The sequence below is a fragment of the Neorhizobium sp. SHOUNA12A genome, from assembly GCF_023006505.1.
Lineage (GTDB): Bacteria > Pseudomonadota > Alphaproteobacteria > Rhizobiales > Rhizobiaceae > Neorhizobium.
In genome coordinates this window covers 1-20,067 of the sequence record NZ_JALBGV010000003.1, presented here as the reverse complement: position 1 = coordinate 20,067, position 20,067 = coordinate 1, and the positions used below count along the sequence as shown (strand labels likewise).

At 62.4% G+C, this 20,067-nt stretch carries 23 protein-coding genes; 8 read left to right on the top strand and 15 right to left on the bottom strand.

Features of this window, described 5'->3' with window-relative positions; genetic code table 11:
- Positions 1-69: 69 nt before the first annotated feature.
- Both MOV63_RS01955 and MOV63_RS01950 read right to left on the bottom strand, forming a co-directional pair.
- Entirely contained in the window at positions 70-717 is a 648-nt protein-coding gene (locus MOV63_RS01955; protein ID WP_040124457.1) for a response regulator transcription factor, read from the bottom strand.
- 87 nt (positions 718-804) lie between these two features.
- On the bottom strand, positions 805-1,224 hold the full coding sequence (locus MOV63_RS01950; protein WP_247031268.1) for a hypothetical protein: 420 nt from the start codon (positions 1,222-1,224) through the stop codon (positions 805-807).
- An 82-nt stretch (positions 1,225-1,306) separates the two neighbouring features.
- Between MOV63_RS01950 and MOV63_RS01945 the strand changes: the two genes are divergently transcribed.
- Both MOV63_RS01945 and MOV63_RS01940 read left to right on the top strand, forming a co-directional pair.
- Positions 1,307-1,657 (top strand): DUF952 domain-containing protein, encoded by a 351-nt coding sequence (locus tag MOV63_RS01945; protein WP_173426776.1) that lies wholly within the window; start codon positions 1,307-1,309, stop codon positions 1,655-1,657.
- Positions 1,654-2,745: a quinone-dependent dihydroorotate dehydrogenase gene (locus MOV63_RS01940; protein ID WP_247031267.1), complete on the top strand. Its 1,092-nt coding sequence runs from the start codon at positions 1,654-1,656 to the stop codon at positions 2,743-2,745. The genes MOV63_RS01945 and MOV63_RS01940 overlap by 4 nt, the downstream gene beginning before the upstream one ends.
- Here MOV63_RS01940 and MOV63_RS01935 read toward each other — a convergent pair.
- From MOV63_RS01935 to MOV63_RS01925, 3 genes are read right to left on the bottom strand one after another with little or no spacing between them, the layout of a single operon-like run.
- Entirely contained in the window at positions 2,721-4,079 is a 1,359-nt protein-coding gene (locus tag MOV63_RS01935) for an MATE family efflux transporter (protein ID WP_247031266.1), read from the bottom strand. The genes MOV63_RS01940 and MOV63_RS01935 overlap by 25 nt on opposite strands.
- A 3-nt stretch (positions 4,080-4,082) precedes the next feature.
- Complete coding sequence (locus MOV63_RS01930; protein WP_247031265.1) at positions 4,083-4,571, bottom strand: CAP domain-containing protein; 489 nt, start codon at positions 4,569-4,571, stop codon at positions 4,083-4,085.
- 1 nt (position 4,572) lies between these two features.
- Entirely contained in the window at positions 4,573-4,839 is a 267-nt protein-coding gene (locus tag MOV63_RS01925; RefSeq protein ID WP_247031264.1) for a DUF6460 domain-containing protein, read from the bottom strand.
- A 128-nt stretch (positions 4,840-4,967) separates the two neighbouring features.
- Between MOV63_RS01925 and MOV63_RS01920 the strand changes: the two genes are divergently transcribed.
- Both MOV63_RS01920 and MOV63_RS01915 read left to right on the top strand, forming a co-directional pair.
- Positions 4,968-5,906 carry a class I SAM-dependent methyltransferase gene (locus MOV63_RS01920; protein WP_247031263.1) on the top strand — a complete coding sequence of 313 codons (939 nt, stop codon included), beginning with the start codon at positions 4,968-4,970 and terminating at the stop codon, positions 5,904-5,906.
- Positions 5,907-6,011: 105 nt separating this feature from the next.
- Positions 6,012-6,653, top strand: coding sequence for a YitT family protein (locus MOV63_RS01915; protein ID WP_247031262.1), 642 nt, complete (start codon positions 6,012-6,014; stop codon positions 6,651-6,653).
- A 32-nt stretch (positions 6,654-6,685) separates the two neighbouring features.
- On the opposite strand, the gene MOV63_RS01910 is transcribed toward MOV63_RS01915, so the two are convergent.
- Entirely contained in the window at positions 6,686-7,150 is a 465-nt protein-coding gene (locus MOV63_RS01910) for a carboxymuconolactone decarboxylase family protein (protein ID WP_040124467.1), read from the bottom strand.
- Between the two features lie 47 nt (positions 7,151-7,197).
- On the bottom strand, positions 7,198-7,698 hold the full coding sequence (locus MOV63_RS01905) for an Rrf2 family transcriptional regulator (protein ID WP_247031261.1): 501 nt from the start codon (positions 7,696-7,698) through the stop codon (positions 7,198-7,200).
- A 94-nt stretch (positions 7,699-7,792) separates the two neighbouring features.
- Between MOV63_RS01905 and MOV63_RS01900 the strand changes: the two genes are divergently transcribed.
- The 3 genes from MOV63_RS01900 (at position 7,793) to MOV63_RS01890 (ending at position 11,932) form a co-directional block, all read left to right on the top strand.
- Positions 7,793-10,315 (top strand): ligase-associated DNA damage response DEXH box helicase, encoded by a 2,523-nt coding sequence (locus MOV63_RS01900; protein WP_405029293.1) that lies wholly within the window; start codon positions 7,793-7,795, stop codon positions 10,313-10,315.
- A 32-nt stretch (positions 10,316-10,347) separates the two neighbouring features.
- Entirely contained in the window at positions 10,348-11,088 is a 741-nt protein-coding gene (gene pdeM / locus MOV63_RS01895; protein ID WP_293404566.1) for a ligase-associated DNA damage response endonuclease PdeM, read from the top strand.
- Between the two features lie 301 nt (positions 11,089-11,389).
- Positions 11,390-11,932, top strand: a complete 543-nt coding sequence (locus MOV63_RS01890) for a hypothetical protein (RefSeq protein ID WP_247031259.1) — start codon at positions 11,390-11,392, stop codon at positions 11,930-11,932.
- Between the two features lie 165 nt (positions 11,933-12,097).
- Here the strand turns inward: MOV63_RS01890 and MOV63_RS01885 are convergent, their stop codons facing one another.
- The 5 genes from MOV63_RS01885 to MOV63_RS01865 form a co-directional block, all read right to left on the bottom strand.
- A complete protein-coding gene (locus MOV63_RS01885) occupies positions 12,098-12,349 on the bottom strand; it encodes a hypothetical protein (RefSeq protein WP_041364525.1) in 252 nt (83 codons plus the stop codon).
- 116 nt (positions 12,350-12,465) lie between these two features.
- Complete coding sequence (locus MOV63_RS01880; protein ID WP_247031258.1) at positions 12,466-12,903, bottom strand: universal stress protein; 438 nt, start codon at positions 12,901-12,903, stop codon at positions 12,466-12,468.
- 85 nt (positions 12,904-12,988) lie between these two features.
- Positions 12,989-13,948, bottom strand: coding sequence for an alpha/beta fold hydrolase (locus MOV63_RS01875; RefSeq protein ID WP_405029292.1), 960 nt, complete (start codon positions 13,946-13,948; stop codon positions 12,989-12,991).
- Between the two features lie 72 nt (positions 13,949-14,020).
- On the bottom strand, positions 14,021-15,811 hold the full coding sequence (locus MOV63_RS01870; RefSeq protein ID WP_247031257.1) for a chloride channel protein: 1,791 nt from the start codon (positions 15,809-15,811) through the stop codon (positions 14,021-14,023).
- 90 nt (positions 15,812-15,901) lie between these two features.
- Complete coding sequence (locus MOV63_RS01865) at positions 15,902-16,462, bottom strand: dihydrofolate reductase family protein (protein WP_247031256.1); 561 nt, start codon at positions 16,460-16,462, stop codon at positions 15,902-15,904.
- Positions 16,463-16,556: 94 nt separating this feature from the next.
- On the opposite strand from MOV63_RS01865, the gene MOV63_RS01860 reads away from it, so the two are divergent.
- Entirely contained in the window at positions 16,557-17,075 is a 519-nt protein-coding gene (locus MOV63_RS01860; protein WP_247031255.1) for a helix-turn-helix domain-containing protein, read from the top strand.
- On the opposite strand, the gene MOV63_RS01855 is transcribed toward MOV63_RS01860, so the two are convergent.
- The 3 genes from MOV63_RS01855 to MOV63_RS01845 all read right to left on the bottom strand — a co-directional run.
- Positions 17,076-17,879 (bottom strand): TIGR02186 family protein, encoded by an 804-nt coding sequence (locus MOV63_RS01855; protein ID WP_247031254.1) that lies wholly within the window; start codon positions 17,877-17,879, stop codon positions 17,076-17,078. It lies immediately after the preceding gene.
- On the bottom strand, positions 17,879-18,805 hold the full coding sequence (locus tag MOV63_RS01850; RefSeq protein WP_247031253.1) for a sulfite exporter TauE/SafE family protein: 927 nt from the start codon (positions 18,803-18,805) through the stop codon (positions 17,879-17,881). The genes MOV63_RS01855 and MOV63_RS01850 overlap by 1 nt, the downstream gene beginning before the upstream one ends.
- A gap of 248 nt (positions 18,806-19,053) precedes the next feature.
- The coding region (locus tag MOV63_RS01845; protein ID WP_247031252.1) for an SEL1-like repeat protein at positions 19,054-20,067 on the bottom strand (1,014 nt) is incomplete at its 5' end.

The window sequence follows — 20,067 nt, the reverse complement described above, 5'->3', positions numbered from 1 at the left end:
TTTTAACGGAACCGCAGCTTCGCGTAAAGGGACGAGAGGAATAAAATCCTGTTCCCGCGGCGGCCCTCGTCAGGCCACCAGCGCCATGTTGATCTTGCCGAGCTTGATTACCGCCTGGGTGCGGCTGTCGACATTGAGCTTCAGGAGGATTGCCGACACATGCGCCTTGATGGTCGCCTCGGAGACGCCGAGTTCATAGGCGATCTGCTTGTTGAGCAGCCCCTCGCCGAGCATCGAAAGCACACGGTTCTGCTGCGGCGTCAGCGTCTTCAGCCGCTCGATGATCTCGGTGAGGCCCGGGTCTTCGTCCGGTGCGGTGAGGTAACCTTCCGGCACCCAGATGTCGCCTCTCAGCACCGCCTGGATGCCGGCGCGGATATCGTCGAGCCCGGAGGATTTCGAGATGAAGCCGGAGGCGCCGAGTTCCAGCGCCCTGCGGATGGTGGCGCAATCGTCGCTGGCCGAGACGATGACGATCGGCAGGCCGGAAAATTCGGCGCGGAGCGACATCAGTCCGGAAAAGCCGCTGACCCCTGGCATCGCCAGGTCGAGCAGCATCAGGTCGGCATCGGGATTGTTTTCGGCCGCCCGTCGCGCCGCCTCGAAATCGCCAGCCTCGATGATCACGAGTTCTTCGGCAATGCCCCGCACCGAATGGCTGAGCGCGCCGCGAAACAGCGGGTGGTCGTCTGCGATGATGATCGTGAGTGTCTGCATTTCCACGCCCCCTCCCAAGAGCATAGTCGTGCCAATGAATCTTAGTAGGTTGTAAACCTCTCCCAGACCCGAAACAAGTGCGGGAAATCACGTACGATTGGGCTGTGGTTTATCGGGCTCTTTTTCGTTCGCGAACTCACCGACGATCGCCATGAAGCGCCGCATGAACTTCTCCATGATCGATAGCGACCGGTCGACTTCCTCGTCGCTCGGCAGCGCTTTCGGCAAGGCATCCGGCGGAATGTTGCTGAGCCGCTCCTCGAGCGCGGTGACGCGTTTTGCCAGCCGGTCGAGTTCCTGTTCGTAGGCCGCCCTTTCGTCGGGCTGCATGCGGCAGGCGAGCGTGCCGTTCTCGTCGCGGCAGAGCGTCATCGCGCCGGTTTCGGTATCGAGCCGGACGATGCCGGTTTCGGTGCGCTGAAGCTGGAAACGGTTGGTCTGCGGCTGCTGCGCCGAGGCGGCGAGCGGCAAGAGCAGTGCGCAAGTCGTCAATGCGAGCGTTTTCATGTTGTGGTCCTCCTGCTGTAACGGTGGACAAGCGCCGGGCTTTGCGGCAAACGGTCGGAGAATAGCAGGTCTCCGAGAGTTGATGATGACGGATATAGTGTACAAGATCGTGCCGGAAACGCTTTGGCGTCAGGCAAAGCAGAAAGGTGTCTTCGAAGGCGCCGAAATCGACCTGAAGGACGGCTTTATCCATTTTTCGACCGGTACACAGGCCAAGGAGACCGCCAGGCTGCATTTCGCCGGCGTCTCGGGCCTGATGCTGGTCGCGGTCGATGCGACCCTGCTCGGCGAGGAACTGAAATACGAAGCCTCGCGCGGCGGCGATCTTTTCCCGCATCTTTACGGCACGCTTCCGGTGTCCTCGGTCCTCTGGGAGATGCCGCTGCTGATCGGCGTCGATGGCCTGCATGCCTTTCCGGAGAAGATGCCATGATCGGCCCCTTCGCCGGACTTGCCTCGCGCAGCCTCTTTGTTTTCGATCCGGAAACCGCCCACGGCCTGTCGATCGCCGCGCTGAAGACGGGTCTCGTGCCTGCCTGCCGCTTGGCCGCCGATCCGCGGCTTGCCCAGACCGTCGCCGGTATCCGTTTTGCAAATCCGGTCGGGCTTGCGGCCGGTTATGACAAGAACGCCGAGGTGCCGGACGCGATGCTGAAGCTCGGCTTCGGTTTTACCGAGATCGGCACCGTGACGCCGAAGGCTCAGACGGGCAACGACAAGCCGCGCATCTTCCGCCTGGTGGAGGACCGCGGCGTCATCAACCGGCTCGGCTTCAACAACGAGGGCCATGAGGCGGCGTTCACGCGCCTGACCGCGCGGCGCAATGCGCCGGGCATCGTCGGCGTCAATATCGGCGCCAACAAGGATGCGGTCGACAGGATCGCCGACTACGTCGCCGGCATTCGCAAATTTTATGCGCTCGCCAGCTATTTCACCGTCAATATCTCCTCGCCCAATACACCGGGCCTGCGCGATCTTCAGGCGCGAGACAGCCTGAAGGCGCTGCTTGAGGCCGTTCTTGCTGCCCGCGCCGAAGAGACGCTGCGCCATGGCCGCACCGTTCCGGTCCTTCTGAAGATCGCACCCGATCTGACCGAGGAGGGTCTCGACGACATCGCGGCTGAGGCGACTGCCCATCCACTCGACGGGCTGATCGTTTCCAACACGACGCTTGCCCGAGATGGATTGAAGGACCAAGCCCAGGCGAAGGAAGCGGGCGGTCTTTCCGGCGCGCCGCTCTTCAAGCGCTCGACTGCCGTTCTCGCCAAGATGCGCAAGCGCGTCGGGCCGGATCTCGCCGTCATCGGCGTCGGCGGCGTCTCGAGTGCTGCGGATGCGCTTGAGAAGATCCGCGCCGGTGCCGACCTCGTGCAGCTCTATTCCTGCATGGTCTATGAAGGTCCGGGCCTGCCGGCGACAATCGTCAAGGGGCTCTCCGGCCTTCTGGACCGGGAGAAGGTCTCCTCGATCCGCGAATTGCGCGACACGCGCTTGGATCAATGGGCCGAGACGAAACTCTGACGCGCCTTGCGCGGCACCATGGCCGCCAGGAAAAAGCCGCGCATCAGCAGGAACAGGTTGAGCGACAGCCAGAGCCCATGATTGCCGATCATCGGCACGAGCACGGCGAGACTGGCGCAATAGCCCGCAAATGACGCGAGCATCATGTTGCGCATCTCGCGCGACCAGGTGGCGCCGATGAACACGCCGTCCATCTGGAAGGCGAGCGCGCCGGACAAGCCGGTCACCGCCGCCCAGCCGAGATAGACATAAGCCTCCTGCCGCACGTCTTGCGAGGTGGTCAGAAGCTCGATGATCGGCTGGCCGAAGACCACGAAGAACAGCCCGACCACGCCCGCCATCACGAAGGACCAGAGGCCGGTCAGCTTCAGCGCCCGATCGAAGGACGGGCGGTACTGGGCCCCCACCGCCCGGCCGGCGAGCTGTTCGGCGGCGCCCGCGAGCCCGTCGAGGAAGAAGGCCGACAGCATGAAGATGTTCATCAGCACCGCATTCGCCGCCAGCGTCACCGCCCCGAAGCTCGAACCAACGCGGGTCAGCACCGCAAATGCGCCGTTCAATATCAGCGAGCGGATCAGGATATCGGCATTCAGCTGGAAAAGCTGGCGCAGCTTGGCCGCATCGAAAATGTCCGCCCGCGTCGGCCGGTAAGCGGCGGAAAATTGTCGGCTGACGATGACGAGGCCGATCACCACGGCGGTCACTTCCGCCGCCGCGGTCGCCCAGGCGACGCCCGCCACCCCCCAGCCCAACACCAGGCCGAACAGGATGGCGAGCACGATATTGGTGCCGTTGAGGATGATCTGCAGCGTAAGCCCGAGCACGCCCTGGCCCCGCCCGAGGACGAAACCGAGGATCGCGAAATTGGCGAAGGTCGCTGGGCTGGTCAGCACCCGGATCGCGAAATAACGCCGTGTCACTTCGGCGACGGTCGGGTCGCTGGTCATCAGGTCCGGCGCGTATCGAAGGATCAGCGGCGAGAGCGCCAACATAATCACCCCAAGGCCGATCGCGCTCAAGAAGGCCCGCCAGAACACTGCCTGCTGTTCTCGGCTGTCTCCTCGGCCGAAAGCCTGCGCCACCAGTCCGGTGGTCGAGGTGCGGAAAAAGCTGGGGCTGCCGTAGATAAGGTCGAAGAGGATGGCGCCGATCGCCAGACCCGCGAGCGCCTCCGCCTGGCCGAGCTGACCGACCACCGCCGTATCGGTAAGGCCGAGCAGCGGCGTCGTCAGGAACCCGAGCGTCATCGGAATGGCGATGCCGAGCACCAGCCGGTGCGTTACATCGAACGGCTTTACCGACCCAGTCTCGTGGTTACGCCCCCCGCTCTCCATCGGTCAGCCGGAAAGGACCATGGCCCAATAGGGCCGGGCGCCAGCGGAGGTGCGTGCCATGGCAACCCCGAGCCCCCGGTAGGAGCCGAGCATGTTTTCGAGATGTTTGGGCGAATCGATCCAGGCCTGAACGGCGGCCGCGACCGTATCCTGCCCGCTGGCGATGTTTTCGGCTGCCGGCAGCGCCACGTCATTGCTCTTCATCCGGGCGCCAAAATCGTCGCCGAAACCGATCAGGTGCTTCATTTCGTTGGCTTTCGCCATACGAACCGCCTGGCGGGCCGCCGCCTTGCGCGCCGGCATGTCGAGCGTCAGCGTGGACAGGCCGCGGCTCTGCCGCAGCTTGTTGACCATCGGAAGTGCGGCCTGGGTCTCGTCCTCGGCGCCGGCCGCCGGCGTCAGGACGGATGTGGTGGAGCAGCTGGCAAGCACCAGCGCCATGCCGGAAAAGACGAGAAGGTCCCGCCGGGAAGGTTTGATCAGTGAAGTCATGTCAGCGGCGGTAGCTCATCAGGCGCAGGATAACGAAGATCGGAATGACGATGATCGCGCCGAGCACGAGATAATTGCCGACCCGTCCGAGCGCCCGGAAGCCGTTATACCAGAGGTCCAGGAACCAGTAGCGGATCTCGCTGACAATATTGTCCGGCGTGAAGCCGAAGAATGCCAGCACGAAACCCACAACCAGGCACACCACGATCAGCTTGACGATCGTGCGACCTGGCGTATCGCCCAGGAACTTGTTGACCCCGTCCGCCATCCTTGTCCTTCTCCAAATTGCAAATGAGAGATAGTCGGCAGCCATTGCCACCGCAAGCGTTTCCCCTCAGATAGAACTTGAGTTTTTTTGTGGCTTCGGCAAAGAACCTCCACCTCCGAGGATCATCCATGTCGCCCAGCCCGTTTTCCAGCCAATTCTCCTCGGGCGATGCCACCGCCGATCGCCGCGCCGATTACGCCCGCATGCTGGCGGAGGGCGGAGATTTCGCGGCTGCGGCGGAACTGATCGAACAGGCGCTCGAACTGACGCCCGACTGGGCCGCCGGCTGGTTCCGGCTCGGCGAATATCGCGACAAGGCTGGTCTCGGCACGGCCGCGGACGCCTATCGCCAGACACTGGCCTTGCGGCCGGACGATGTGTTCGGGGCCCGCCTGAAGCTCGCGCTGATCGGGGCAGAGCAGACGCCCGACCGGCCGCCGAGCCGTTATGTCGAAGGCCTGTTCGACGACTATGCCGACCGGTTCGATACCGCGCTCGTCGAAAAGCTCGGCTATTCCGTGCCCGGCAAGCTGGCGGCGCTGGTCACACCGCACGGACCTTTCCGCAATACCGTCGATCTCGGCTGCGGCACCGGCCTGTTCGGTGCCGAAATCCGTGACAGGACCGAGCGCCTTGGAGGTTTCGACATTTCGCTCAACATGCTCGCTAAGGCGCGGGCCAAGGGCCTTTACGACCATCTCGGCCAGTCCGACCTCAGTCTCGCATCGAACGAATCCGGCCTCTTCGGCGACCTGGCGGCCCACCGCGCCGATCTGGTCTCGGCAGCCGACGTGCTGATGTATCTGGGCTCGCTCGAAACCGTCTTCCCGCTGGTGCTTGAGCTGTTGTCGCCGGCTGGTCTCTTCGCGTTCTCGGTCGAGGATGCGGGCGAGGGGGAGGGTTTCGTGTTGCGGGATTCCCTGCGCTATGCTCATTCCGAGGCTTTTATCCGCACGCTGCTTTCCCGCTTCGGCCTCGATCTCCTCAAGGTCGAAAACACCGTCATTCGCATGGATGCCGGAAAACCCATCCACGGCATTCTGTTTCTGTCGCGAAAGCGCGGTTGAACCGGCCGTTTCTTGCTTTTTTCAGTGCTCGCCGATGATCGCTTGAAGACCCTTGCCGACGGTTTTATTGCAGTGCAATATCACCGAAAACCTGAGGGGTTCACATTGGCTGAGCAGCAGAGGCGCGGTCTCGGATTTTACAGCGCCGATCCGGCACAACACACGCTGCTGGAAGATGGGCAAGGCCTGTTCATCGGCGCCATGGTGTCGGCGCTCGGCTTTTATTTTCTAAACGAGGTCGGCCTTTTGACCGGCGGCACGGCGGGCGTCGCCTTCCTGCTGCATTATGCGTTCGGGATTTCGTTCGGCCTGCTGTTCTTCATCGTCAACCTGCCGTTCTACTACCTGTCGTTCAAGCGCCTCGGCCTCGCCTTCTCGCTGAAGACATTCATCGCCATCGCGCTGGTCTCGGTCATCACCGAACTGGAAAGCCATTTCTTCCTGATCCAGTACCTGCACCCGTTCTGGGCAGCCCTTCTCGGCGGACTGGTGCTCGGTTACGGCCTGCTCGGGCTTTATCGCCACCGCGCCTCGCTCGGCGGCGTCGGCATCCTGGCGATCTATATCCAGGATCGCTTCGGCATCCAGGCAGGCCTCATCCAGCTCGCCTTCGATCTTTGCGTCATGCTCTGCGCCTTTGCCGTGGTTTCGCCCATCACCGTCGCATGGTCGGTGCTGGGCGCCGTCGTGCTCAATCTTGTGCTCGCCATCAATCACCGCTCCGACCGGTATATCGTCGCGCGGTGATCGAGGCGGGAGCTTGCGTCAGGCGGCCCCGATCAGGCCGCTTTGCTGGCCGGCTTATCGACCGGATGCTGGTTGCGGAAGCCGACGGCAAGCCGGTTCCAGGTGTTGATAACGCCGAGAGCGACGGTGATCTTGACGATCTCTTCCTCCGTGAAATGCGCCTTCAGCGCGTCGAAGGCGGCATCCGGAATGCCGGTATCGGCGATGCGGGTCACGGCATCGACCCAGCCGAGCAGGGCGCGTTCCTTGTCGTCATAGACCGGCGATTCCCACCAGACGCACATCATGTTGATCCACTGTTCGGAAAGTCCGTCATGCCGTGATTCTTTCACATGCATGTCGACGCAATAGGCGCAGCCATTGATCTGCGAAGCGCGCAGCTTGATGAGGTGGATGAAGCGGCGCTCCAGGCCGGAAGCCTGCACGTAGTTTTCGAGTGCCGTGACGGCCTTGACGGCTTCAGGGGCGGCCTTGAGCATGTTGAGACGCTGATGCATGGGTCTTCTCCTTGGGTTATGGCCGCCTTCGGCGTGCCTATGGCCCTTTAACGGGCGGTTCTGCGTTCGTTGATTTCCAGAAAGGCGCAGCCTCGGGCGGCGATGCCGCCGTCGTCGGTTGCGCTGAGGTCCGCCAGGATGTCGGCGATCGTCACCTTGGCGAGTTCGGCGCGATAGGCCTTTTCGGCCTTCAGCATCGCGGCGTTGATGCCGCAGGGTTTGGTGAAATAGCGGCCCGGCAGCGGGTTCGGCCCGCGCTGGCGGATTTCGGCGCAGCGGAAGGCGGGTGCCGGTCCTTCGACAGCGAGCACGATATCGAGAAGCGTGATCTCCACCGGCTTCTTCGCGAGCCGGTATCCGCCTTTCGGACCCGACACTGTTTCCATCAGCCTGGCGCCCGAAAGCGCCTGGAGATGTTTCAGCAGATAGCTGGTCGATACCCCGTGGAATTCCGCAAGGGCAGCGGCCGACAGCACCCCGCCTTCGGAAAGGCTGGACAGCATGCTGATGCTGTGGATCGCCTGTTCGACACCGTCGCCGAGTTTCATCGCTCATCTCCCTATCGTGGATAAAATTTATCCACGATTATCGGGACGTCGTCAAGCCCCTTCTTTTTCGCGCGCTTTCTCTTAACTTAGCGGCGTGGATATCGTCGAAACCCATTCCTCCGGCCGTGACGCCGCGCTTCTGCCCCGGCCGTTCCAGAAATGGTTCGCGGAGAAGGGCTGGCAGCCGCGCGCCCATCAGCTGGAATTGCTGTCGCGCTCCACAGCCGGCGAAAACATGCTGCTGATCGCGCCGACTGGCGCCGGCAAGACGCTTGCCGGTTTCCTGCCGTCGCTGACCGACCTCACCCGCCGCGGCAAGATCCCGCCGGGCTCGGCCTTCACCGGCATCCACACGCTCTACATCTCGCCCTTGAAGGCACTCGCGGTCGATATCGAGCGCAACCTGATGAAGCCCGTCTTCGAAATGGGCCTGGATATCTCGATCGAGAACCGCACCGGTGACACGCCGCAGGCCAAACGCCAGCGCCAGAAGCTCAACCCGCCGGATATCCTGCTGACCACTCCGGAACAGGTGGCCCTGCTGCTGGCCAACAAGGAGGCCGAGCGTTTCTTCAAGGACCTGAAATACGTAGTCCTCGACGAGCTGCATTCGCTGGTCACCTCCAAGCGCGGCCACCTCCTGTCGCTCGGCCTCGCGCGCATCCGCAAGCATGCGCCGCATATGCGCACCATCGGCCTGTCCGCCACCGTCTCCGATCCCATGGACCTGCAGCGCTGGCTGGTCTCGCAGGGCGAAAACCCGGCCCAGCCCGCCGGCCTCGTGCATGTCACAGGCGGTGCCGCGCCCGATATCACCATCATGCGCACCGAGGACCGCATCCCCTGGTCCGGCCATGTCTCGACCTACGCGATCCCGGAGGTCTACGAGGAGATCAAACGCCACAAGACGACGCTGATCTTCGTCAATACCCGCTTCCAGGCGGAACTGCTGTTCAAGACACTGTGGACGATCAACGAGGACAACCTTCCGATCGCGCTGCATCACGGCTCGCTCGATGCCGGGCAGCGCCGCAAGGTGGAGGCCGCCATGGCGGCCAACAAGCTGCGGGCCGTCGTCGCCACTTCCACGCTCGATCTCGGCATGGACTGGGGCGATGTCGATCTCGTCGTGCATGTCGGCGCGCCGAAGGGTGCTTCCCGCCTTGCCCAGCGCATCGGCCGCTCCAACCACCGCATGGACGAACCGTCGAAGGCCATCCTGGTGCCGGCCAACCGCTTCGAAGTGATGGAATGCCAGGCAGCGCTCGACGCCAATTATCTCGGCGCCCAGGATACGCCGCCGGTCGGCGAGGGCGCGCTCGATGTGCTCGCCCAGCACGTGCTCGGCATGGCCTGCGCCGAACCTTTCGATCCGGTCGAACTCTATGACGAGATCACCAGCGCCTCACCCTATGCCACCCTCTCCTGGGAAATGTTCGAGCGCATCGTCGATTTTGTCGCGACCGGCGGTTATGCACTGCGCTCCTATGAGCGTTACGCCAAGATCCGCAAGACCAAGGAAGGCCGCTGGCGGGTCTCAAATCCGGCCGTCGCCCAGCAATACCGCCTGAACCTCGGCACAATCGTCGAGGCGACCGAGCTCAATGTCCGGCTGGTGAAGCGCAACGCCAAAGGCACCGTCGGTCGGGGCGGCATGTCCCTCGGCAAGGTCGAGGAATATTTTCTGGAACAACTGGTGCAGGGCGATACCTTCCTGTTTGCCGGCAAGGTGCTGCGTTTCGAAGGTATCCGCGAGAACGAATGCCTCGTCTCCAACGCCTTCTCGCTCGATCCGAAAATCCCCGCCTATGCGGGCGGAAAATTTCCGCTTTCCACCTATCTCGCCGACCAGGTGCGCGGCATGCTTGCCGATCCCGATCGCTGGGGCGTGCTGCCGGACCAAGTCCGCGACTGGCTGAACATCCAGCGTGAGCGCTCGATGCTGCCGGCCAGGGACGAGTTGCTGATCGAGACCTTTCCGCGCGGAAAACGGTTCTTCATGATTGCCTATTGTTTCGAGGGGCGGCTCGCCCACCAGACGCTCGGCATGCTGCTGACACGCCGGCTGGAACGCATGGGCGCCTACCCGCTCGGTTTCGTTGCCACCGATTATTCGCTGGCCATCTGGGGCCTCAACGACATCGGCGCGATGATCCGCGCCGGGCGCCTCAGTCTTTCCGACCTTTTCGACGAGGACATGCTGGGCGACGACTTGGAAGCCTGGCTTGACGAAAGCTATATGCTGAAGCGCACCTTCCGCAATTGCGCGGTGATTTCCGGCCTGATCGAGCGCCGCCATCCGGGCAAGGAAAAGACCGGACGGCAGGTCACCGTCTCGACCGATCTGATCTACGACGTGCTGCGCAGCCACGAGCCGGATCACGTGCTTTTGGAGGCGACGCGGCGGGATGCGGCATCCGGTCTTTTGGATCTTGCCCGATTAGGCGATATGCTGGCGCGAATCAGGGGGCACATCACCCACCGCGATCTCGACCACGTTTCGCCGCTCGCCATCCCGATCATGCTGGAGATCGGCAAGGAGCCGGTACCGGGCGAGGCGCATGACGCGGTACTGCAGGAAGCCGCCGACGAACTGATCGCGGAGGCGCTTGGCTGATGCGGTATTCTGGACTGGAAGACATTGAATTGATGCACCGCCTCGCTTTGGCGCGAACGATCACAGGGGGACCTGCCGCAACCGGTGCGGAAGAGATCGTCGTGAACGGCGTCATCGCCGTCTGCGATCCGCTCGGAGGCCTTTACCTGCCCGAGACCGGCCTGCTCGTCGTCTCCGACCTGCATCTGGAAAAGGGTGCTGCCTTTGCCCGTCGCGGCATGATGCTGCCGCCCTACGATACGATCGCCACGCTCAACATCCTGTCGGCCGTCATCGCCCGCTATGATCCGAAGATCGTCGTCTCGCTCGGCGACAATTTCCACGATCGCAAGGGCTCGGAACATCTTCCCCCGGACCTGCGTTCGCTGATCACGACCATGGCGCGGGGCCGCGATTGGATCTGGATCAACGGCAACCATGATCCGGACGGCACGGTCGACCTGCCCGGCACCTGCACTGACGAACTCTTTTATGGCGGCCTCGTCTTCCGCCACGAGCCGAGCCTGATTTCCGGGCCAGGCGGGAGCAAAGGCGAGATCGCCGGCCACCTGCATCCGTCGGCCACCGTCCGGCGCCGCGAAAAATCCGTCCGCCGCCCGTGTTTCGCAAGCGACGGCAACCGCCTCCTCATGCCGGCCTTCGGCGTGCTGGCCGGCGGCCTTGACCTGCGTCACCGTGCCATGCACGGCCTGTTCGACCGCGAGGCCCTGGTCGCGCATCTTCTCGGCCGCGACCGCATCTATTCGGTCCGCTACGGCAACCTGATCGGTTGACCGTCTGTTCCAGACGCATCCAAGCACTCTACCACCCTCAACAGCAAACGGAGTGTCCAGTTCCTTCAGAGTTTCGAGCAGACGTTTGCCTACTCGTTCTGTTAGTGTCAGCTCGTCTTTGCTGATCGGGGTCTTGGATACTTTAAGCATTCAATCCTCTGTCAGTCAGTTCTTGCTGACTGCTGAATAGTCAGTTTAAGAGTGGGTGTTTAGCTTTTTTCGATGGTCCAATCCATAACTTCTGATTGCAATAGAAGGTTAGACCCAATACTTTACTCGCGGTTAACCATAGGGGGTGGACATGGAATCTGTAGATCACACGAATGGAGTAGGAGTACTTGGCGTACGCGGACCACTTGCCGGGGTTCCTGGGGATAGGGCGATTCGCTATGAGTGGAGCGAAAATCTAGAGCCAGATCACAAGCACTGGGTTATCCCGAGCTCATTTGAGGTTCATGAAAAGGGGCTGATGGTTTTTAAAGTGCGCCACTTGGCGAACATGGTTCGTCACCCAGGGTCGGGAATTAGCGGGCCAAACTATCATTTTATCGTGCGACTCAAGAGCGTTGGCCAAGTTCCATTTCAAGTTGGGTTTGTAGTTGCGACCCTCCGCTACAAACAAGAACTAGACTACGCGGTCATCCAATTCGAGCAACCTGGTTGGGCCGCAAAATTCTATTCGAGCTTGGACCACGGCGACGAGGTCGAGATAACGCGCGACTTCGTGAAAGAAATCAAAGACGATTCGATTATCATTCCCATTTATCCGCTGCCCTTTGGTGGACTGATTGAGGGAACGCTCCAAACCGCAGCCGAAGCGCCCATCTGGATCCGCAATGGCTAACTGCCATGTCGCTCACGGTCGTTTTGCCGTCCTTCTTCTCGATTTCGACGACCTGCGAACACTGCGCGGCCGCGGATCGGCGACATCAGTCGACCGCGCCGATAAAGCCGGAACCGGCTCCACAACGATTACGATCTCACCAGATCCAACAACCAGCGTTCCCGCTTAGGGAAACCGGTCCAGATGAAACGATACCCAATCCTCATGCTCGACCGCATTGAGGGTTATGCGGTGACCGCCGAGCCGGAGGGTCGGAGCGTTCAGTGCAGTTCGTAGAATGGACGGTTTGGTGCGAACGTGCCCGACATAACGGCAACTGTCGCCGTCGCGAAATTCGGTGACATTGTAGTCGACCAGCGCCAAGACTGTCGTGCCGGCGGCGAGTTCCCCTTTTAGGCCTTCAAATACGGTCATCATTCGCTGTCCCCCGGGCCAAGGGAGCATTGTGCGCCGCAATATCGAAGGTGTAAAGCACCGCATGACCGGCCGGTTTTGAACGAACATCCGCAGCCAGTGCCGGCGTAGACCAGATCTCACCGATAAACCAGCACCGGCGTCTTGGAATGTGCCAGCACCTTCATCGTCACGCTGCCGAGCATGAAGGCCTTGAAGCCGGAGCGACCGTGCGAGGCCATGGCGATGACGTCGCAATTATAGGTGCCGGCGGTCTCGATGACGGCGCTTGCGGGGTCGACGCTGCCAAGCTTCACCGTTTCGCAGGCGACGAGCCGTTGTTTCGCCGCTTCCTTGGCGTCGGCGAGAATGTGGTCGGCCGCCTCGTTGTTCTGGCGGTCATATTCCGCATAGGCGACTTCCATGCCCGTCGGATTGAGCGTCAGGACCTGCAACGGTTCCATCACGACCAAGACGGTGGCCTCCGCACCGATTTCGTGGGCAAAGTCGAGTGCCTTTTCCAGCGAACTGGTCGAAAGCGGAGAGCCGTCGGTCGGAATGAGAACGTGTTTGAACATCTGTTCCTCCTTCTAAGTTGATGGCATCGTCGCAGTTCTCCGGGGATTATTCATTGATCCAAAGCAAGCCGCAACGGCCACATGTTCAGGACGATGCAATTCCATGCCCGGACCAGGGATTGATGCCGTCCCGCAGCCAGCGAACGGTATCCTGCCAGAAGCCTTGCCTGTGCCTGGAGTGGAACAGGCTGAAATGCCCGATGGCAGCCAGACCGTAATCCTCCGGGTTCAGCAGCACCTGCGTCACCTGGGCATTGCGATAATAACCGAGCGTCCGCCGGATCGCCGCCACGGTGCCGATATCGTCGTCCGACATCGTCACCGCCAGGATCGGCGCCGTCACCGCTTCGAACCGCCGCAGCACGTCGCTTCGCTCCTCAGCCGGATGGGTCAGCTCCATCCGTGCCCCGCGAAAACTCCATTCGTTGGCCACGCCCGCCGGCAGGTCCTCCAGCCATCCGAGACGCTTTCCGGGGAAATAGCCGAATATCGCCGTCAGCGCCGGCATCACCACGTGCCATTTCAGAAACAGCCGCAGGCGACGGCCGCTGGCATAGTCCGGCCAGTAGGCATATTGCGCCCCCATGGTCAGCATCCGGTCGATGCGATCCGCCTTGGCTGAGAGCCCCGGCAGATAACCGCCGATACTGTGGCCGACCACATAAAGCGGTTGCGCCGGCCGGATGACATCCATGAACCCCAGCGCCGCGTCGAAATCCTGCTCGCCCCATTCCCGCCAGCGATAGCCGCATCCTTTCAGGCTTTCGGGGCGCGAGAGGCCGATGCCGCGATAGTCGTAGGTCAGAACGTCGAAACCTTCACCGGCCAGGAAGTCTGCGTAATAGTGGTAATAACGGGCGAGCACCCCGGTCGCCGGATTGACGATGACGCTGCCGATGGCGGGGGACCGGGCCGGCCAGAGGTGTCCGTGGAGAACGATGCCGTCCCGGCAGGCCATGCCGACCGGCTCCCCGGCGGGACGCGACGATCGGGCACTGCCATCGCTTTCCAGAACCGCGGGCGCTTCGCATTCCGTATTGGCCATCGTCCTTCTCCCTGGAACGGCGACCATATATCGCGTTTCGCAAGGTGCAATTAGCCGAAGGGCGAAGGCGGCTTAGATCTCCCCGGAAACTTCGCGCCGCCGCCGGTCGAGTTCTTCTGCGTAGCGCCGCAGCGTGTGGCTTTCGCTGAGCTGTCCCACGACCTTACGTTCGACCTGGTTGTTGACGACGGCCAGCGCTTCCGCCTCCAGCCTGTCGAAGATCGCCGCCGCCTGCTTGGCGTTCATCGAGCGCAGCAGCACGTCGTTCTTGTATTTGATGAAGGAGGCAAGTGTCGGTTTTTCCGCCGCATCCTCGGTGGGCGCCGCGTAGATGTCCGGCAGAAGCACCATGCCCGCATATTTTTCCGCGTCGTCGACAAGGATCACCCGCTGGGTTGAGCCGAGCGGGAAGTCGTTGCGGAATTGCTCGATGCTCATGGAAATCGGCGCGGTGCGGACGTCGGCGCGCATCATCCGTTCGACGGTCAGGTTACGGATCCAGCCGATGTCATGGGCGCTGCGGATGCTTTCCCCGCGCAGATGGAAACGCCAGGTGGCGAACGAATAACCGAACGTGTTGCGGACGGTCAGCGAGGAGGTGATCACGGCCGCAAGCGCCAGTACGGTGATCGGAAAATCGCCGGTGATTTCGAGCGCCAGGAACGTCATCGTCAGCGGCCCGCCGATCACCGCCACCGCCATCGCACTCATGCCGACGACCGCATAGATGACCGGCGTCAGCGTCGCATGGGCGAAGATATAGGGCGCCGAATAGGCGAAGATCTTGCCGAGCAGCGCTCCCATGAACAGGGACGCGAAGAACAGGCCTCCGCGAAAGCCGGAACCGATAGACACCGCCGATGCCAGCGATTTCAGCGCCAGGATTGCCAGCAGCGCCGGGATCGTCGGGTTCTGGCTAAGATTGAGATGCAGCGCGCCATGGCCGGCCGCCATCACCTGCTGGTCGACAAGTCCCAGGAGCCCGATCAGGATGCCCCCGATCGCCGGCCGGAAAACGGGTGAAAGCGAGCTCTTGCGCGCCGTCTCCTCGACGAAGGTGACGCCTTTCATCAGCAGGATGCCGCCGCCGGCGCAGAAGGCGCCGAGCAGGATCGCCGGCAGGTAATCCGTCGGAACGACGGCGCCGAAATCGCCGACGTCGATCAGGAATTCCTGGCCGAAGAGCAGCCGGGTCACGATTGTCGCGACCAGCGCCGAAACGACGACCGGCGTCAGGCTCATGATCGTATAGGTGCCGATGATCAGCTCGAAGGCATAAAAGGCACCCGTCAGCGGCGCGTTAAAGGCCGCCGCGATGGCGCCGGAGGCACCGCAGCCGACGAGGATGCGCAGATCCGACCGGCGCAATTGCAGCAGCAGCCCGATCTTCGAAGCAATCCCCGAGGAGAGCTGCGTATATCCCGCCTCCAGCCCGACGGACGCGCCAAAACCGTTCGAGACCAGGTTTTGGACGGCAACGAGAATGCTGTCGGTCAGGGACAGGCGTCCGCCATGCAGCGCGTTTGCCTCGATCGGATCGACCATCGGCTTCTTGCGCCAGCGCCGCAGGATCAGGAACAGCAAGCCGAGAAGGGCGCCGCCACAGATTGGTGCGAGCAGGATGGCCAGCCGGTTGATATCGGTTGCCGAGCTCAGCCTCTCGCCGCCGCCGAGTTCGAAGATCGCCCGGTGCATTTCCTGGGAGACGAAACTCATGCCGGCGATCGCCAGCCCGGAGAGCGCGCCGACTAGGGCCGCAACGGCGATGAGCCCGAATTCGCTGCGCCGGACGAGTACCCGCAGCTGGCCCGGATTGAGAAAAACCCGGGCGGAGGGCAGGAGGGATGAGAGCCGGCTGAACATGAACATCTTGCAGAAACGAGTTGGCGCGTCTCTAGCGCAAATATCCCTTCAGGCCAACAATCAATCCCTTGATGCCCTTTGCCTGCGGCGTCAGGCCGCCTTGCTGACTGCGTAGGTCAGGATCACCGCGCCGTTGGCCGCTGCGGTGGAGCTCAGCAGTTTGAGCTCGGCCTGGTGCCCGGTTTTCTTGAAGAGCGGATTGCCGGAGCCGAGAACCACCGGCGCGATGCAGAGCCGGTATTCATCGACGAGGCCGTCTTTCATCAGCGAAGCCACCAGTTCGGCGCTGCCGAAGATGAAGATCGTCTTGCCGTCCGCGGCCTTCAGCGTGGTGAGCTCGGCGACCGGATCGCTGACGACCCGGGTATTGTTCCAGGTGGCGTCCTTTATCGTCTTCGATACGGCGATCTTGGCGATATTGTTCATGTAGTTCTTGACCTTGCCACCCTCCTCGGCGGTCGGCCAATAGGCGGCCATGCCCTCGTAGGTCCTGCGGCCGAACACCAGGAGGTCGCCTTCCTCGCCGAATTGTTCGGAGAGCTTTTCCAGCTCCGGCCCCCAGGCGTAGTTGTGGAAGGCGAGGTCCCAGGGCTTTTCTCCCTCGAAATAACCGTCGAGGCTCATCAGGTTCCAGACTACCAGCTTTCTCATGTCATCCTCCGTCGTGTTTAAACCAGTTGCAAAAAGCAATCAGTTGAAAGTTAACCAAACTGATTGTAGAATGCAAGCGGTATTGGAGAAAAAAATGAACGAAGCATATCGGTCGGGTTGCCCGATCAATCTGACGCTCGAGGTTCTCGGAGATCGCTGGAGCCTGATCGTCATCCGCGATATCATGTTCGGCAATCGCCGCCACTTCCGCGAACTGCTGCAGAATTCCGAGGAAGGCATCGCTTCCAACATCCTTGCCGACCGGCTGAAGCGGCTGGTGGAGCGGGGCCTGCTTTCTCGGGAGGACGATCCGAGCCACAAGCAGAAGGGGATCTACAGTCTCACGGAGATGTCGATCCGGCTGGTGCCGATCTTTGCGGAAATGGGCGCCTGGGGCCGGCGCTTCATGCCGGTGTCCGAAGAGCTCTCGATCCGCGCGCAATTGCTGGAGGAGGGCGGCCGGCCGCTCTGGGAGGATTTCATGGACGAACTGCGCGTCCTGCACCTGCACGCGCCGCGCGATCCTGCCAAGCCCTCCGTCTTCGACCGCCTGCGCGCCGCCTATCTCGAAGTCGTCGCTCGCAACGCGGCGGCGGCCGACGCCGCGGAATAATCAGTCCTTGCGGAAGACGATGCTGGCGCCCCAGCCGGTGATCACGGCGATCAGCACGCAGAGGAAACCGTAGGCGAGCGGCCGGTCATGGGCCGCGTCGGTGATCGCCTGTTCGATGCCGGTCTTGACGACCCGCAGCGGCATTTCCCGCTGATTGATCAGCTCGCCGCTCTTGAACAGGTAGGCGCGCACCATGTGCATCCCATCCGGGATATTGGCCGGCAGTTTCAGCGAGGCGCGGAACAGGCTCGACGAGACGAAGCGCACACCGCTCGTGTCGCGCTGATAAAGTCCGTTCGACAGCTTCAGGCGCCGATAGGCGTCGCGGAACTCGCCGATCATGCCGGAGTCGGGAATGTAGCCGACCGGGTTGAGCGCCAGGTGGTCGATGCCGACGCCGATATTGTTGAGGCTCGGTGCCTCGTCGATGGTGTCGATCATCCGGGTGCTGGCCAGCGAATAACTTTCCGGCACCTGTTCGAAGGTCATGCCCTCGGTGTTCATCCAGATCCCGAAGACGCGCTCCTTCTTGCGCACCGTCGCATAGTCCTTCGGCCCTTCGAGCGTCACCACCACGTCATACTGGCCGATCGCCAGGAACAGCTCGTCCGCATTGGTGAGCGCCCCGAAAATGGTGAGGTCGGCGCCGCGGAAATCAGACGTGATGGCGATTTCGCTGGTCGAGGCGCCGATCTCCAGCCCTTCCTTCACCGCCGATGCCTGCCCGAACGGCACCTGCGCCGCGGCCGGCAAGGAGAGCGCGAGAAGCGGCAGCAGAAGGAGGGTGCGGAGAAGCCGGCGCATCAGTAGGACATCCCCCCGACCGCGACCGAATAGACGTCGTCCGGCGTGACGATCAGCCCGATCGCCAGACGGATGCCGACCGCAAGCACGAGCAGCGCCAGGAGCGCGCGCAGCTGTTCGCCGCGCAGCTTCTGCCCGACGCGCACCCCGTATTGCGCGCCGATCACGCCGGCGACCATCAGGATCGTGGCGAGCACGATGTCGACCGAATAGTTGGTCGCCGCCTGCACCATGGTCGTGTAGGCGGTGACGAAGATGATCTGGAACAATGAGGTCCCGACGACGACATTGGTCGGGATGCGTAGGAGATAGATCATCGCCGGCACCATGATGAAGCCGCCGCCGACACCCATGATCGAGGTGAGCACGCCGATGCCGAAGCCGAGCCCGACGATCGGAATGGCGGAAAGGTAGATCTTCGATTTCTTGAACCGCATCTTCAGCGGCAGCCGGTGCACCCAGTTGTGCTGGCCCGGCCGCTTGACCGGCAGGGGCTGGCTGTTCTTCGCCCGCCTGAGCGCCCGCAAGCTCTCCTGCAGCATCAGCGCGCCGATCGAGCCGAGCAGCACGACGTAGAGGATCGAGATGAACAGATCGAGCTGGCCGAGTCGCCGAAGCCAGGAGAAGACCCAGACGCCCGCCGTCGCCCCCGCAAGACCGCCGACCAAAAGCACCGAGCCGAGCTTCATGTCGAGCGTGCCCCGCCTGAAATGGGTGATCGCGCCCGAGATCGACGAAGCGACCACCTGGTTGGCGCCGGTCGCGACCGCCACGACAGGCGGGATGTTGTAGAAGATCAGCAGCGGAGTGATCAGGAATCCGCCGCCGACGCCGAACATGCCGGAGAGAAAGCCGACGGCCGCGCCCATGCCCAGAATAATGAAGATGTTCACCGACAGCTCTGCGATCGGCAGGTAGACAGTCACGGCAGAACCTCGACACGGCAAAAAGCGACGCCCTCGCGGGCGTTCGCGATGTGGTTGTCCGCCCGGTGCGGCGAAGGAAACGTGATCTCACATGCCATGTGAACAGGGCATGAAGGACTTCATCCGTCATGCGCCCGGGCTTGGCCGCAAGTCAATTCGCAAGTGTCAGATAATGCGGCAATTTTACCGTTTTTGTGCGGGCGTGATTAATATCCCGCAACTCCCCTATATCGGTCGGGTAAGTAGACTTACTTGTTCTTCGCAAGTAGTTCCTTGACCAGCGCGTCGGTGATCCTGCCGTTCGGCTCCTGGCCGACCGAGGTCTGGAAGGCCTTGATCGCGGTCACGGTCTTGGCGCCCATCTTGCCGTCGGCGGTGCCGGCGTCAAAACCGCTCTTGTTCAGGATCGCCTGGATGTTGCGGATCGCCTTTTCCATGTCGACCGAGCCCGTGGTGAGCGGCTTGCCGGAAGCCCATTCGTCCGGAAGATTGACGGAGTTGGCCTTCGGGTCGAGCGGCTTCACCTTCCACTGGTCGACCTTGGTGCGGGCGCTTTCGAGCTGTTCCTTGCGCATGGCGTTGCCCACTTCGTCGCGCTTCTGGGCGGCGTCCTTGTCGCCTCCCTTGGCCGCAACCGCGAACCACTTGTAGGATTCCTCGAGATCCTGCTTCACGCCGTTGCCGCGGGCAAGCAGGATGGCGAGGTTGAACTGGCTGTCGGCGACGCCGAAGTCGGCGGCCTGGCGGAACCAGGTGACGGCGGCGGCATAGTCCGGCTGGCCGGCGGCGCCCGATGCATAGAGCACGGCGAGATTGTGCATGGCGCTGGCATTGCCGGCATCGGCGGCCTGCTTGTAGTAGGTCATCGCCTTGGTCAGGTCGCGGGAGACGCCCGTGCCCTTTTCGAAGATATTGGCGAGCCGGTATTGCGCCGGTGCCAGGCCGCGGTCGGCGGCAAGCTTGTACCAGTTGGCGGCCTCCGACAGATCGCTCTTGACGCCCTTTCCATCGGTAAAGCGTGCGCCGATCTCAAAGAGCGCGTTGGCGTCGCCGCCAGCGGCGGCGTCGGCCAGCGACTTGGGTTCGATGCCGACAGGCACGACGATCGCAGCCGGAGCCGTGACCTTGGCGGCGGCAGCGAACGTGTTCGCGGTAGCCGGCGCATTGCCCGACTGATCCATGACGGAAGGAGCGCCCGACGCGGGCCGAGGATCGGTCAGATGGTTTGCGGCAACCGCTGGGGCCTGTTCGACGGGTTGCGT